Here is a 16,412-nt window from a genome sequence, read left to right as displayed (position 1 = left end):
AGCGCCGCCTCAGCCGCGCTTGTCATGCGCTGGCCCCGCGGGGGCAATGCCGGTCGGAACCGGGTCGATCGCAGGCGGTTCGGTTTTGGCCGACGCGTTGAGCGGCTGCCCCCCCTGTCCGGCGCGGGCGTCGTCGAAGACCGCCGAGCCGCTCATGCCGGCGAGGATCAGGCCGTCTGGCCTCGTGATCACGCCGGTGACCTTGATCGACTTGCTGACCGGATCGACCGCAGCACCGAGCCGCTGCACGCGCGCTCGCACCGATTTGCCGGTTTCATCGATGATGAAGGTGAATTGCGCACCGTGGCCGATCCACGTGAGCCAGCGGCTCGGGACGATCATCTCGATCTCAACCGAGCTCCCGCTTTGAATTTTGAGCAGCGGCTGCCCACTGGCGGCGATGTCGTTGCGCCGTGCGATCTGCTCGACCACCTTGCCCGCAAACGGCGCGCGCACTGCACAGTCGGACATCTGCGCCGCAACCGCCTTGGCCTCGGCATCGGCCTTGCCGAGATTGGCGCGGCTGACCGCAACCTCATTCTTTCCGGTCGCTTCATACCTGTCGAGTTCGACCTGCGTTTCATAGGTCTTGCGATAGGCCGCAGAGGCTGCCTGCGCGGCGCGCAGCTGGGCCTCGGTGGAAAAGCAATCGAAGCGCACCAATACCGCGCCAGCCCCGAAGGCCTGGCCCTCCCCGAACGGCATTGCGAGGATTCGCGCGGTCATACGCGATGCCACGGTCGATTCGCTGGAGGCATTCACCACGCCACGGATCCGCTCCACGACGGGAAGCGGCGCCGGGCGGGCGATGACGGCGGGCTTGGCCGGTTCGGCCTTGACTGGCGCGACCGTCTCTTCTGGAAACTTTTCGACATCGCGCTGCGCGCCTGCCACATAGCCGAGCACCGCCGCGCCAGCGACGCCGAGCGCCGCCAGCACCCAGGGCCGGCGGGACGGAGGAGAAGCGCCTTCGACAGGCGCAGCCGGAATCACGGAATCAAGCTTCATTTCGGCACCGATGCACTCATTCGCGCGTTCCATAAGGATGCCAGCGAGGCGGACATAGTCTGTACATTCTCCCGCCCGGTAAGGTCGGCGCCATAGCTGTCGACGCCCATCGAGCTGTACAAATTGGCATACGCATTCTGAGCGTCGGCATAAGCGATGTCGTATTTAACCTCGGCGACGAGCGTGTTCATCTCCTCGCGCAACTCGGTCTGCTGGCTCATTGCACCCGCCCGATATCCGGCCTGGATCTGGTTCATGATCTTGCCCTGCACCGACATCTGATGCGCCGCGGTCTCCAGTTCCGCGGTAAGATGCGCATAGCGCGCGCGCGCGACGTGAACCTGCGTGATGACAGCCATGGTCAGCGCGAGTTCACGCTGCTGCAGCAAATCGTCTTGCGCCCGCACGGCCTTCTTTTGCGCCGGGTAGCGGAACACGTTCAGGACGTTCCAACTTGCGCGTGCACCCCATTGGATCCAGTCCTGGTTGAACAAGAAACTGTTGGAATCCACGTTCGCGCCGACGATGCCGCGAAAACTGGGCAGTGCGCGGAGCAGCGCGGCGTCGAGTTCCTTGGCATTGATCCGCTGGCGATAGCTGACCTCGCGCAGTTCCGACCGGTTGTGCAACGCGGCCATCATCATCTCTTCGCCGCTTTGACGAATCGGTGGAAGCGCGCTGTCGCGGTCGGGCAAGACCAAGCTGAACTGCGTTCCGGGCTTCAGGTTCATCAGCGCCGCCAACTGCGCCTTGGCAATGACCAGTTCGCGCTGCAGGCGGCGAACCTGCGCTTGGATATCGACCAATTCGCGCTGATAGGTAAGCGCGGTGAGCGGTGCCGAGAGGCGGCGTTCGGCAAGACGTTCCGAGTTGGTGAGCGTGGTGGATACCGAATTCTCGAGCGTCTGCAGCTTGGTCAGCAGCCGTTCGGCGCTGACCGCACGCCAATAAGACGTGCGTACGTCCTCGATGATCCGAGACGACACCTTCCGCCGCTGTTCCTCGGCAATCATCACCTCGTCGGCACGCTGCTTGGCGCGAACGTAGGACAGGCCGAAGTCAAGGACGTCCCAGCTGAGCGTCAAGTCCCCGGTGAAGACATTCCTTTCGGAAGAGGTCGAGGGTTCGAGCGACTGCCGGCGGCTGAGCAGCGACAGCGAGCTCGCCCCGGAAAAATTGCTGCGCCCCGCATAGCCGCCGTTCGCAACCAATTGCGGCAGCATATCGTAGCGCGAAAGGTCCAGCTCACGGACCTTCAGCGCGTTGTTCATCATCTCGACCTTATAATCGAGATTGTACTTCAGCGCGCGTGCCATTGCCTCGTAGAGGTCTATTGGCCCAGTCACGGGTTCCTGCTCGGCATCGACCAGCGCAAAGTTGCGGTCCGCGGTTTTGGCAATTTGTGAAACGGTCAGCGGTTCGGGCTTCACCGCGCAACCCGCGACGAGCGCAAGCAGCGGTAACCCAGCGAGTTTCAAGACGTTCATTGCGTCATTCCTTGCGCATGATCTGAAAATGCATCCGCCAGCGTGGCGGCTTCACGTTGAGAAGCAGTGCGCGCCGCGAGCAGCGTGCGCGACAGGGGCTCGGCCGCGCCGATCTGCTTGTCGGCGATCGGGACATCGAGCTGGATCTCGCCGGTCGCACCCTGGACGATGACCGGAATGTCGATCGTATGACCGTCGCCGCGGATCGCGCGGACGACCAGGTGCAGTTCCTCGGCATTGGCCGGACGCTCGACGATCGCCAGGCCACGCTGGTCCATCGTCACCCACTCGGGCAGCCGCGATCCGTCGCGCATCCGCAACCGATATTCGGTGATCCTGGAGGCATTGTCCGGCCCAACATCCCGCATTTCAATATAGATTACGCGATCGCGGACGATCGACTCGATCATCACTTGGTCGTTGCCGGTCGCGAGGTGCCGAACCGAGAAGCCCGTCAGCGCCTTCGGCGCGAAATCGTCCCAGCGCGGGTCGAACATCTGGTCGACAGGGTCGCGCAGATTTTGGACGCGGTCGAGGTAGCGTATCGTGTCGTTGACGGCGTTCATGGTGGCGTGCCCCCGATCGGCCATGCCGCCCAGCCAGCTGATCCCGTTCACCGCCGTCAATAGCGGACGATCGCCGCCCAGATCGGGGGTGCCGTGCAAGCTGCGAAACGCATTGACCGTATCGCCGATGATCAGCGGGATCGTGATGAAGTCACGCGACTGATCGCGGACGCCATCCATGCGCACGCCATCGGGTATGCCGGGCTGCGGATAAAGGCCAAGCAGGGCGTTCACATCGGCCGAAGCCTGGGTGACTCGCACCGTCGCGACCGAAACGTCGAAACCGCCCCGACCGTCGCTGACGACGTAGCGGATTGTGGCAATGCCCTGGAAACCGATCGGCGCGACGTAGGCGAGCGTTCCGTCCGGGTTGATCGTGACCGTCCCGACATCGGCGGTAGCCGAGAAGAGCGAGACCGAGTCCGCATTGGCATCGCTGGCATTCGCCAGCACCGGGATGCTGTAAATGACTCCGCCGATCGCATCGATCGCCTCATCCCCGTCTACTGGCGGCGTATTGACCCGCGTCACGACAACAGCGGCAGTCGACGTGGCGAACCCGCCCTTGCCGTCGCTGATCGTGTAGGTGAGCGTGTCGGTACCGAAAAAGCCGGGATTGGGCGTGTAGCGCACGGTCCCATCGGGCAGGATCGTGACAGTTCCGTTCGGGGCGGTCGCGCCCACCACCGACAGTCGATCTCCCTCGACATCGCGGTCGTTGCTCAACACGTTGATGACAACCGGCACGCCCTCGTTCGTGGCGGCCCGGTCGGCAACCGCGACCGGCGGATCGTTGACCGGCGCGACGATCACGGTTGCAGTGGCGCTTGCCGTGCCCCCGCTGCCATCGCTGATCGTATAGGCGATCGTCGCGGTGCCGTTGAAATCGGCTTTGGGCGTGAAGGTAATCGTGCCGTCGCGATTGATCACCACCGTGCCATCGGGCGAGCTAGCCGCGGTGACGGTCAGCGTGTCCCCGTCGACGTCGCGGTCATTGGCAAGGACCGACACCGTGACCGGGGTGTCCTCGTTCGTGGTCGCCGTATCGTTGGTCGCGATCGGCGGATCGTTGACCGGCGTCACGCTCACCGCGACGCTCGACGTGGCGAACCCGCCCTGACCGTCGCTGATCGTGTAGGTGATCGTGTCGCTGCCGTTGAAGTTGGGATTAGGCGTGTAGCGTACCGTCCCGTCGGGCAGGATCGTCACCGTCCCGTTTGCGGCACTGGCGGCGGTCACCGTCAGCGGGTTGCCGTCGACGTCGCTGTCATTGGCGAGCACCGCGACGATGACCGGCGTATCCTCGGCGGTGGTCGCGCTCGACGGATTGGCGACCGGCGGATCGTTGACCGGTGTCACGCTCACCGCGACGCTCGACGTGGCGAACCCGCCCTGACCGTCGCTGATCGTGTAGCGGATCGTGTCGCTGCCGTTGAAGTCGGGATTGGGCGTGTAGCGCACCGTTCCGTCGGGCAGGATCGCCACGGTGCCGTTTGCGGCAGTAGCGGCGGTCACCGTCAGCGGGTTGCCGTCGACGTCGCTGTCATTGGCGAGCACCGCGACGATCACCGGCGTATCCTCGGCGGTGGTCGCGCTCGATGGATTGGCGACTGGCGGATCGTTCACAGGCGTCACCGTGATGGCAACGGTCGCGCTCGCGGTGCCGCCCTTGCCGTCGCTGATCGCATAGGCGACCGTCGCGACGCCGTTGAAATCGGCGTTGGGGGTGAAGGTGATCGTCCCGTCGGCGTTGAGCGTGACACGGCCGTCCGGCGAGCTCGCCGACGTTACCGTCAGCGTGTCCCCGTCGACGTCGCGGTCGTTGGCAAGGACCGACACCGTGACCGGCGTGTCCTCGTTCGTGGTCGCCGTATCGTTGGTCGCGACCGGCGGATCGTTGACCGGCGTCACGCTCACCGCGACGCTCGACGTGGCGAACCCGCCCTGACCGTCGCTGATCGTGTAGGTGATCGTGTCGCTGCCGTTGAAGTCGGGATTGGGCGTGTAGCGCACCGTTCCGTCGGGCAGGATCGCCACGGTGCCGTTTGCGGCACTGGCGGCGGTCACCGTCAGCGGGTTGCCGTCGACGTCGCTGTCATTGGCGAGCACCGCGACGATGACCGGCGTATCCTCGGCGGTGGTCGCGCTCGACGGATTGGCGACCGGCGGATCGTTCACGGGCGTCACCGTGATGGCAACGGTCGCGCTTGCGGTGCCGCCCTTGCCGTCGCTGATCGCATAGGCGACCGTCGCGACGCCGTTGAAATCGGCATTGGGGGTGAAGGTGATCGTGCCGTTGGCGTTGAGTGTCACGCGGCCGTCCGGCGAGCTCGCCGACGTCACCGTCAGCCTGTCCGCGTCGACGTCGCGGTCGTTGGCGAGGACCGACACCGTGACCGGGGTGTCCTCGTTCGTGGTCGCCGTATCGTTGGTCGCGACCGGCGGATCGTTCACAGGCGTTACGCTCACCGCGACGCTCGACGTGGCGAACCCGCCCTGACCGTCGCTGATCGTGTAGCGGATCGTGTCGCTGCCGTTGAAGTCGGGATTGGGCGTGTAGCGCACCGTTCCGTCGGGCAGGATCGCCACGGTGCCGTTTGCGGCACTGGCGGCGGTCACCGTCAGCGGGTTGCCGTCGACGTCGCTGTCATTGGCCAGCACCGCGACGATGACCGGCGTATCCTCGGCGGTGGTCGCGCTCGACGGATTGGCGACTGGCGGATCGTTCACAGGCGTCACCGTGATGGCAACGGTCGCGCTCGCGGTGCCGCCCTTGCCGTCGCTGATCGCATAGGCGACCGTCGCTACGCCGTTAAAATCGGCATTGGGGGTGAAGGTGATCGTGCCGTTGGCGTTGAGTGTCACGCGGCCGTCCGGCGAGCTCGCCGACGTCACCGTCAGCGTGTCCGCGTCGACGTCGCGGTCGTTGGCGAGGACCGACACCGTGACCGGGGTGTCCTCGTTCGTGGTCGCCGTATCGTTGGTCGCAACCGGCGGATCGTTGACCGGCGTCACGCTCACCGCGACGCTCGACGTGGCGAACCCGCCCTGGCCGTCGCTGATCGTGTAGCGGATCGTGTCGCTGCCGTTGAAGTCGGGATTGGGCGTGTAGCGCACCGTTCCGTCGGGCAGGATCGCCACGGTGCCGTTTGCGGCAGTGGCGGCGGTCACCGTCAGCGGGTTGCCGTCGACGTCGCTGTCATTGGCCAGCACCGCGACGATGACCGGCGTATCCTCGGCGGTGGTCGCGCTCGACGGATTGGCGACCGGCGGATCGTTCACAGGCGTCACGCTCACCGCGACGCTCGACGTGGCGAACCCGCCTTGGCCGTCGCTGATCGTGTAGGTGATCGTGTCGCTGCCGTTGAAGTCGGGATTGGGCGTGTAGCGCACCGTCCCGTCGGGCAGGATCGCCACGGTGCCGTTTGCGGCAATGGCGGCGGTCACCGTCAGCGGGTTGCCGTCGACGTCGCGGTCATTGGCAAGGACCGACACCGTGACAGGGGTGTCCTCGTTCGTGGTCGCCGTATCATTGGTCGCGACCGGCGGATCGTTGACCGGAGCGACGATCACGGTTGCAGTGGCGCTCGCGGTGCCGCCCGCGCCATCGCTGATCGTGTAGGTGATCGTCGCAGTCCCGTTGAAATCGGCGTTGGGCGTGAAAGTGATCGTGCCGTCGGAATTGATCACGACCGAGCCGTCGGGCGAGGTGCCCGTGGTGACGGTCAGCGGATTGCCGTCGATGTCGCGATCGTTCAGCAACACCGCCAGCGTCACCGGCGTGTCCTCGTTCGTAGTCGCGGTGTCGGCTACGGCTACCGGCGGGTCGTTGACCGCCGTCACCGTCACGTCGACGGTAGATGTGGCGAATCCGCCCTGACCGTCGCTGATCGTATAAGTGATCGTATCGCTGCCGTTGAAGTCGGGATTGGGCGTGTAGCGCACCGTCCCGTCGGGCAGGATCGTCACCGTCCCGTTCGTGGCCGTCGCGCGCACCAGCGACAGGGGATCACCCTCGACATCGCGGTCGTTGCCCAGCACCGCGATGACAACTGGCGTATCCTCGTTCGTTACGGCCTGATCGGCAGCCGCGATTGGGGGATCGTTGACCGGGAGAACCGTGATCGTGGCGGTTGCCGTCGCGGTTCCGCCGCTGCCGTCGCTGTTCGTGTAAGTGAGCGTCGCGACACCGGTGAAGTTCGCCGCCGGGGTGAAGCTGATCGTTCCGTCGGGATTGATCGTCGTCGACCCCTGCGCCGAAGTGGCCGCAATGATGGTCAGCGGATTGCCATCGACATCGCTGTCGTTGAGCAGCACCGCCAGCGTGACCGGCGTGTCCTCCTGAGTGGTCGCGGCGTCGTTCGCGGCAACCGGCGCGTCGTTGACCGGGGCCACCGTGATCGCGACCGTGGAGGTGGCGACACCGCCATTGCCGTCGCTGATCGTATAGGTGATCGTGTCGGTGCCATTGAAGTCGGCATCGGGCAGGTAGGTCACGGTGCCATCGGCATTGATCGTAACCGTCCCGTGTGGTGCCGTCGCGGACACGACGGTCAGCGGATTGCCGTCCGGGTCGCTGTCATTGGCGAGCACGGGCACGACAACAGCAGTGTCTTCCACCGCTGTGGCGCTCGACGGGTTGGCGATCGGCGCGTCGTTGACCGGCGTGACCGTGGCCGCGACCGTCGCGGTGGAGGTGGCGCCCGCGTCGTCGCGGATCGTGTAGGTGATCGACGTCGCGCCGTTGAAATTGGCGTTTGGAGTAAACGTGATCGTCCCGTCGGGATTGATCTTGACCGTTCCGTCGGGCGAGCTTGCGCTCGTCACGATCAGCTGGCCGCCTTCGCGATCGGTATCGTTAGCGAGCACCGGGATTGTCACCGGCTGATCTTCGGCAGTCGTCGCGGTATCGTTGGTCGCGACCGGCGGATCGTTGACCGGCGTCACGCTTACCGCGACGCTCGACGTGGCGAACCCGCCCTGGCCGTCGCTGATCGTGTAGGTGATCGTGTCGCTGCCGTTGAAGTCGGGATTGGGCGTGTAGCGCACCGTCCCGTCGGGCAGGATCGTCACCGTCCCGTTTGCGGCACTGGCGGCGGTCACCGTCAGCGGATTACCGTCGACGTCGCTGTCATTGGCCAGCACCGCGACGATTACGGGCGTATCCTCGGCGGTGGTCGCGCTCGACGGATTGGCAACCGGCGGATCGTTGACCGGCGTCACCGTGATGGCAACGGTCGCGCTCGCGGTGCCGCCCTTGCCGTCGCTGATCGCATAGGCGACCGTCGCTACGCCGTTGAAATCGGCATTGGGGGTGAAGGTGATCGTGCCGTTGGCGTTGAGTGTCACGCGGCCGTCCGGCGAGCTCGCCGACGTCACCGTCAGCGTGTCCGCGTCGACGTCGCGGTCGTTGGTGAGGACCGACACCGTGACCGGCGTGTCCTCGTTCGTGGTCGCCGTATCGTTGGTCGCGACCGGCGGATCGTTGACCGGAGCGACGATCACGGTTGCCGTGGCGCTCGCGGTGCCGCCGGCGCCATCGCTGATCGTGTAGGTGATCGTCGCCGTGCCGTTGAAATCGGCGTTGGGCGTGAAAGTGATCGTCCCGTCGGAATTGATCACGACCGAGCCGTCGGGCGAGGTGGCCGTGGTGACGGTCAGCGGATTGCCGTCGATGTCGCGATCGTTCAGCAACACCGCCAGCGTCACCGGGGTGTCCTCGTTGGTCGCGGCGGTATCGGCCACAGCCACTGGCGGATCGTTGGCCGGCACGACGGTGAGCGCGACCGTCGCTGTCGAAAATCCGCCGTTGCCGTCGCTGATCGTATACGTGATCGTGTCCGTGCCATTGAAGTCGGCGCGCGGCGTGTAGGTCAGCGTCCCGTTCGGGTTGATGACGACGGTGCCGTTGTCGGCCGCGGCAGTGGCGACGCTCAGCCGATCCCCGTCGGGATCGCTGTCGTTGGTCAGGACCGCGATCGTGACCGGCACATCCTCGGTGGTCGAGGCGCTGTCGTTCGCGGCACGGGGCGCAGGGTTCGTCACCGTCCAGTTGAACGATGTCGACACGGTTCCGCCGGCCCCATCGCTGGCGGTGACGGTAACGGTGTAGACACCTCCGGTGCCGCCCTGACTTGCAGACCGATCGATCGTTCCACTGATGACGCCGGTCGCGGCATCCATGGTCAGGCCGACCGGTAGATTGGCCGCGCTGTAGGTCAGCGTATCGCCGTCTACATCGCTGAACGATGCGGCTGTGGGGAGCGTAACGGACGCGCCGTCGGCGTTGACCTGTGGCGCGAGCGCGGCGACCGTCGGCGCGTCATTGGCCGGAGCGACCGTGATCGTGACGGTTGCGGTCGAGAGGCCGCCTTGGCCGTCGCTGATCGTATAAGTGATCGTGTCGCTGCCGTTGAAGTTCGCGGCCGGGACGTAGGTCAGCGTGCCGTCGATATTGATCGTGACGGCACCGTTTGCTGCTCGCGCGGACACCACCGAAAGGCTGTCGCCATCAGGATCGCGGTCGTTGGTGAGCACCGAGATGGTGACCGGCACGTCCTCGGTCGTCGCCGCCGTATCGTTCGCTGCGACAGGCGCTGGATTGGTGATGACCCAATCGAAGCTCGTCGATACCGTCCCGCCATTGCCGTCGCGGGCGAAAACCGTGACGCCATACACGCCGCCGACTCCGCCCTGGCTCGCAGCCTTGTCGATCGTGCCCGCAATCACACCCGTGTTCGGATCTATCGAAAGGCCCGACGGCAGTCCCGTCGCCGTGTAGTTTAGCGCATTGCCGTCGACGTCACTGAAAGCGACAGCGACCGGGACGGACACGGCAGCGGCATCGACGTTGGACCGCGCCGGCAGCGCTGCCGCCGTGGGTGCGTCGTTGACCGGCGTGATGGTAACCGCGACCGTCGCGGTTGATGTCCCGCCCTGTCCGTCGCTGATCGAGTAAGTGATCGTGTCTGTGCCGTTGAAATTGGCCACGGGCACGTAGGTCAGCGTGCCGTCTGGGTTTATCGTGACGGTGCCGTTGCCCGCACTTGCCTGCGTCACGCTCAGCGGATCCCCGTCCGGGTCGCTGTCATTGGTCAGCACCGTCACCGTCACCGCCGTATCCTCTGCGGTGGAGGCCGTGTCGTTCGTGGCGGTCGGTGCCGGATTCGTCACCACCCACACGAAAGTCTGGGTAATCGCCAGCCCGCCGGGATCGGTAGCGGTGACGCTGACCGAGTAGACCCCGCCCGCCACCTGGCTGGCGCTGCGATCGATCGTCCCGGAAATGACCCCGGTCGCTGAATCGATCGACAAGCCGTCGGGAAGACTGGCGGCTGTATAGCGAAGCACGTCACCGTCGCGATCGCTGAAGAAGCCGGACGTGGCCAGCGAAACGCTGGCACCGTCGATGTTGCTGCGATCGGGAAACGGCCGAGCGTTAGGCGCATCGTTCGTCGGGGTAACGGTGATCGTCGCCACCGCAGTCGAGAAGCCGCCCTTCCCGTCGCTCACGCGATACGTGGCCGTGGCGATTCCGTTGAAATCGGCGTCGGGCGTGAAGGTCAGCGTGCCGTCATTGTTGAACGCAGCCGTTCCGTGCGTCGCGGACAATAGCGTCGGGGTCAGCGGGTCGAGGTTGGGGTCGGTATCGTTGAACAGCACGTTGAGCGTGACCGGTGTATCTTCCGCAGTGGTGGCCGCGTCGTTGTTCGCCTGCGGTGCGACATTCTTCACCGTCCACGTAAAGCTGCTCGTGACCGTTCCGCCATTCCCGTCGGCTGCGGTCACGAACACCGTATAGACGCCGTTCGCGTTCGGTCCCCCGGTCGACGCGTTTGCAGCCAGCGTGCCGCTGATCGTGCCGGTGGCCGGGTCGATCGTCAGGCCGGCAGGCAGCCCACTGACCGAAAATACCAGCGGATCGCCCTCGAGGTCGCTGAAGGCAGGTCCGACGGGGAAGGATACGCTGCCCGAATCGACGCTGAACAGGCCCTGCAGGCCCGCGCTGACCGGCGCATCGTTGACCGGATTGACCGTGACCGCGACCGTCGCCGTGGCGATGCCGCCCTGCCCGTCGCTGATCGAGTAGGTAATCGTGTCAGAGCCATTGTAATTCGGATTTGGCGTGTAGGAGAGCGTCCCATTGGCGTTGATCGTGACGATCCCATGCTGCGCGATCGCGCTGGTGACGGTCAGCGCGTCGCGGTCGGGGTCGCTGTCATTTGCCAGCACCGCGATGGTGACAGCGGTGGCCGGATCCTCGTTCAGCGTAATCGCATCGTTCGCGGCCACCGGCGGCGGATTTGCAATCATCCATACGAAGGTCGAGGTGGCGCTGCCCCCGGCCCCATCATTGGCGGTGACGGAAACCCGATAAATCCCGCCGCCGAGCTGGCTTGCGTTGGCGGCGAGCGTGCCGCTGATCACGCCAGTCGCCGGATCGATCGTCAGCCCTGCGGGCAGACCGGCGGCAGAGAAGGTGAGCGTGTCGCGGTCGAGGTCCGAGAAATTGCCCGCGGTCGCGACCGAGACCAGCGTCCCGTCGAGATCGGACTGGTTGGGCAGCGGCGTATCGACGACCGGCGCATCGTTAACCGGCGATACGGTGACGGTAACGATGGCCGTCGATGTCCCGCCCTGGCCATCGCTAATCGCATAGCTGATCGTCGTCGTGCCGTTGAAATTGGCGGCCGGCAAGAAGGTGATCGTTCGGTCCGCGTTGATGACGACGGTACCGTCGGGTGAATAGGCACTGGAGATCTGAAGCGGATCCCCGTCCGGATCGGTGTCGTTGGCCAACACCGCGATCGTGACGGGAGTATCTTCCCGCGTCGTGGCGCTGTCGTTCACGGCGGTTGGCGCAGGATTGCTCGCGCGGAAGGTGAAGGTCGATGAGGTGGTCCCGCCCGCCCCATCGTTCGCCGTGACGGTGACGCTGTACACACCGCCGTTTAGCTGGCTGGCCGAACGGTCGAGCGTGCCGCTGATCACGCCGCTCGTCGGATCGATCGCAAGGCCCGCTGGCAAGCCTCCAGCACTGAAGGTAAGCGTGTTGCCATCGACGTCGGAAAAGCTGCCCGCGGTCGCCAGATTGACCGGCGCGCCGTCAGCCTTGTCTACGTTGGGAAGCGGCGTACCAACGACCGGCGCGTCATTCACCGCAGTGACGGTCACCGCCACCGTTGCCGACGCAACCCCGCCCTGGCCATCGCTGATCGTATAGCTGATCGTCGTTGCACCGTTGAAATTGGCGGCGGGGACGAAGGACAGTGTGCCATCCGGGTTGATCGTCACCACGCCATCGGGTGAGGTGGCGGACGTGATCCGAAGCGGGTCGGCGTCGGGGTCTCTGTCATTGCCAAGCACGGTGATGGTCACAGGCGTGTCTTCCGCCGTGGTCGCGCTGTCGTTCGTCGCGCTCGGCGCGGGATTGGTCACGGTGAAGCTGAAAGTGGTCGCGACCGTTCCGCCATTGCCGTCGCTGGCCGTAATGGTGACGGTGTAGACGCCGCCGCCAACTTGGCTGGCCGAGCGGTCGATCGTTCCGCTGATGACGCCGGTTGCCGGGTCAATCGCGAGCCCGGCCGGTAGGCCTGCCGCCGCAAAGGACAAAGTGTTGCCGTCGGGATCAGAAAATGCGCCCGCAACTGGCAGCGAGAAAGCAGAACCATCGGCCTGCGTGACGTTGGCCAACGGAGTCTTGACGACCGGCGCATCGTTGACCGGGTCAACCGTAATGCGCAGCGTCGCGGTCGAGGTGCCGCCCTGGCCATCGCTGATCGAATAGGTAACCGTCGCCACGCCGTTGAAGTTTGCGGCGGGCGTGAAGGTGATCGTGCCGTCGGGATTGATGGTCGCCACGCCATCGGGCGAAGTCGCGCTGACCACGGTCAGCGGGTCGCGGTCCGGATCGCTGTCGTTGGCGAGCACCGCCACGGTGACCGGGGTATCCTCGGGCGTGGTTGCGCTGTCGTTTGTCGCGGTCGGTGCGGGGTTGGTCACCGTCCAGCTGAAGGTCGTGCTGACCGTCCCTCCATTGCCATCGCTGGCGGTCACCACCACCGAATAGGTGCCGCCGCCAACCTGGCTGGCCGATCGATCGATCGTACCGCTGATCACGCCGGTCGCCGGGTCGATCGACAGACCGGCGGGCAAGCCGGTGGCGCTGAAGCTCAGCGTGTTACCGTCCACGTCCGTGAAGCTGCCCGCGACAGGCACGCGGATCGTGCTGCCATCTGCGCCGGTCTGCGGCGCGATTGGCGTCGCGGTGGGGGCATCGTTGACGGGGGTCACGGTGACCGTCACGGTCGAGGTCGAGAAACCGCCCTGGCCGTCGCTGATCGTGTAGGTGACCGTGTCGGTCCCGTTGAAATTGGCGTTTGGCGTATAGCGTACCGTGCCGTTGGCCAGGACCACAACCGTCCCGTTCGCGGCCGACGCCGATGTCACCGTGAGGGCATTGCCGTCGACATCGGTGTCGTTCGCGAGCACCGGCAAGTCGACCGGCGTATCTTCGGCCGTGGTGCCGGTCGACGGATTGGCGACGGGCGCATCGTTCACCGCGGCGACGGTGACCGCAACCGTTGCGGTCGAGCGACCGCCATTGCCATCGCTGATCGTGTAGCTGATCGTGGTGGCGCCGTTGAAATTTGCGGCAGGGGTGAACGTCAGCGTCCCGTCGGCATTGATCGTGACGGTGCCGTTGGGCGATGTCGCCGCGCTCACCACCAAAGTGTCCCCATCGACGTCGCTGTCGTTCGGCAGGACCGCGAACGTGACGGGTACGTCCTCATTCGTCGTGGTGCTGTCGTTTGCCGCGACCGGCGCGTCGTTGACCGGCGTCACGGTGACCGCGACCGCGGCGGTCGAGCTGCCGCCATTGCCGTCGCTGATCGCGTAGGTAATCGTGTCGGTGCCGTTATAGTTTGCATCCGGCGTATAGGTCAGCACACCGTTCGCGCCGATCGATACCGTGCCGTGCAGCGCGGTCGCGCTCGTCACCGTCAACGGGTCGGCATCGGGATCTGTGTCATTGGCCAGCACGACGACCGCGACCGCCGTATCCTCGGCCGTGGTCGCGGTGTCGTTGGTCGCGGTTGGGGCTGGGTTGACGATGGTCCAGGAGAAGGTGCGGCTGACGGTGAGACCACTCGGATCGGTCGCCGTGACCGTGACCGAATAGACCCCGCCCGCGCCGCCCTGGCTGGCGTTGGCCGCCAGCGTTCCCGACAAGATGCCCGTAGCCGGATCGATGCCGATGCCGGACGGGAGCCCCGCTGCGGAAAAGACGAGCGTGTCGCCATCGCGGTCGGAGAAGAAATCCCCGACATTGACCGACGTGCTCTGGCTGTCCTGATTGGCGAGCGGCGGAATGGTGACGGCATCGGGCGCGTCGTTGACCGGCCCGACCGTGATCGTCGCGGTCGCGGTAGAGAAGCCGCCATTGCCGTCGGTGATCGTATAGCTGACCACCGCGGTCCCGTTGAAGTCGGGGGTTGGCGTGAAGGTGAGCGTACCGTCGCGATTGACGACGACGGTGCCGTTGGTCGCGCTGGCCGACGTGATCGTCAACGGATCGCGGTTCGGATCGCTGTCGTTGGTCAGCACAGCGATCGTGACGGGCACGTCCTCGGGCGTCGAGACGTCATCATTGACCGCCGATGGCGGGAAGTTCTGCACCGTGTAGAGGAAAGTGGTGGTGACGGACGCGCCCGACGGATCGGTCGCGGTGATGGTCACGACATACGGCCCCTTCGCCGCCGTGCCCGACTCGAGCGCGCCGCTGATGACGCCCGTAACAGGGTCGAGCGTCAGCGTGGGGGGCAGATTCGTCGCGGTGAAGGTGAGTTTGTCGCCGTCGGGATCGCCGAACGACGATGCGATCGAGATCGAGACATTTGTCCCATCGTCACCATTTTGCGGCGGAATTCCGCTGGTGACCGGTGCATCGTTGACGGGATTGACGGTCACCGTGACGCTCGCCGTCGAAAAGCCGCCTTCGCGGTCGGTGATGCGATAGATGATCGTGTCGCTGCCGTTGAAATTGGGATTGGGCGTGTAGAGCAGCGATCCGTCGGCGTTGATCGTCACGGTGCCATTGCCCGCACTCGCCGCGGTTACGGTCAGCGGGTCGCCATCCGCATCGGGATCGTTGGCAAGCACCGGAATCCGGACCGAGGTATCCTCGTTCACGCTCGCGCTGTCGTCGGTCGCGACGGGTGCCGGGTTGGTGACCGCCCAGGTGAAAGTCTGCGAAACGCTGCCGCCCTTGCCGTCATTTGCCGTGACGGTGACCGAATAGACGCCGCCGTTCGACTGGCTGGCGCTATGATCGATCGTGCCCGAGATGACGCCGGTGGCCGCGTTGATCGTCAGCCCGGCGGGAAGCCCCACTGCGGTAAAGGCGAGCGCGTCGCCCTCGGGGTCGGCAAAGGCACCGCCGACCGGCAAGCTGATCGCTTGGCTGTCCAGATTGGTTTGGTTGCCGATGCTGCCCGACACGACCGGCGGATCGTTCACGGTTGCCACCGTGACCGTGACCGTCGCGGTCGAGGTTCCGCCTTGGCCATCGCTAATCGTGTAGGTGATCGTGTCGGTGCCGTTGAAATCGGCGTTCGGAACGTAGCGCAAGCTGCCGTCGGGGTTGATCGTGACCGTGCCATTGCCAGCGCCGGCCGTGATGACCGTCAGCGGATCGCGATCGGGATCGCTGTCGTTCGCCAACACGTCGATTCGGACCGGCGTGTCTTCCGACGTGCTCACCGAATCGTTCGTGGCGACCGGCGGCGGGTTGGAAACGGTAAAGCTGATCGTCTGCGAAACGGTTCCGCCATTGCCATCCGACACGCTGATCGTCGCGGTGTAGACGCCGGCGTTGGTCTGGCTGGCCGCGTTGGAGACCGTGCCCGATATCACTCCCGTGACAGGGTCGATGCTCAGCCCCGGCGGAAGGCCGGTGGCGGAAAAGCTCAGCGCATTGCCGTCGACATCGGAAAAATTGCCCGCAACCGGCACCGAGACCGCGGCGCCATCAGTGACGCTGCGCGGCGCTATCGGCGTCGCGGTTGGCGCATCGTTGACCGGGGTGACGGTCACGGTCAGCGTCGCGGTCGCCGTGCCCCCCTGGCCGTCGCTGATCCGGTAGGTGATCGTCGCCGTGCCGTTGAAATTTGTCGGCGGCGTGTACTGAATTTGGTTACCCGAAATGACCGCCGAGCCGACCGACGCAATCGCCGACACCACGGTCAGCGGATCGATGTCGGGATCGCGGTCATTGGCGAGCACGTTGACCGTGACCGAGGTGTCCTCGCTGATCGTCACCGCATCGTTCTGCGCGATCGGCGCCGGATTG

General features: G+C 65.4%; 3 protein-coding genes. All 3 read right to left on the bottom strand.

The genetic code is table 11. From position 1 onward, the window contains the following. Window positions 1-9: 9 nt before the first annotated feature. The 3 genes from ABIB28_RS11670 to ABIB28_RS11660 are packed head-to-tail and all read right to left on the bottom strand — an operon-like array spanning window position 10 to window position 16,399. The gene (locus ABIB28_RS11670; RefSeq protein WP_354288253.1) at window positions 10-1,008 is read right to left on the bottom strand and encodes an efflux RND transporter periplasmic adaptor subunit; all 999 of its coding nucleotides are present in this window, start codon (window positions 1,006-1,008) and stop codon (window positions 10-12) included. Next, window positions 1,005-2,495: a TolC family protein gene (locus ABIB28_RS11665; protein ID WP_354288252.1), complete on the bottom strand. Its 1,491-nt coding sequence runs from the start codon at window positions 2,493-2,495 to the stop codon at window positions 1,005-1,007. The genes ABIB28_RS11670 and ABIB28_RS11665 overlap by 4 nt, the downstream gene beginning before the upstream one ends. Then, on the bottom strand, window positions 2,492-16,399 hold the full coding sequence (locus tag ABIB28_RS11660) for an Ig-like domain-containing protein (protein ID WP_502958240.1): 13,908 nt from the start codon (window positions 16,397-16,399) through the stop codon (window positions 2,492-2,494). The genes ABIB28_RS11665 and ABIB28_RS11660 overlap by 4 nt, the downstream gene beginning before the upstream one ends. Window positions 16,400-16,412: the final 13 nt, after the last annotated feature.

Origin of the sequence: Sphingomonas sp. UYEF23, from assembly GCF_040546165.1 — a bacterium.
Taxonomy (GTDB): domain Bacteria; phylum Pseudomonadota; class Alphaproteobacteria; order Sphingomonadales; family Sphingomonadaceae; genus Sphingomonas; species Sphingomonas glacialis.
The sequence above is the reverse complement of the archived record's forward strand: the minus strand, read 5'-3'. Positions and strand labels throughout refer to the sequence as shown.

Bases quoted from the DNA above. Each gene is read 5' to 3' on its own strand.
- ABIB28_RS11670 (WP_354288253.1), bottom strand. From the start codon at position 1,008: ATGAAGCTTGATTCCGTGATTCCGGCTGCGCCTGTCGAAGGCGCTTCT.
- ABIB28_RS11665 (WP_354288252.1), bottom strand. From the start codon at position 2,495: ATGAACGTCTTGAAACTCGCTGGGTTACCGCTGCTTGCGCTCGTCGCG.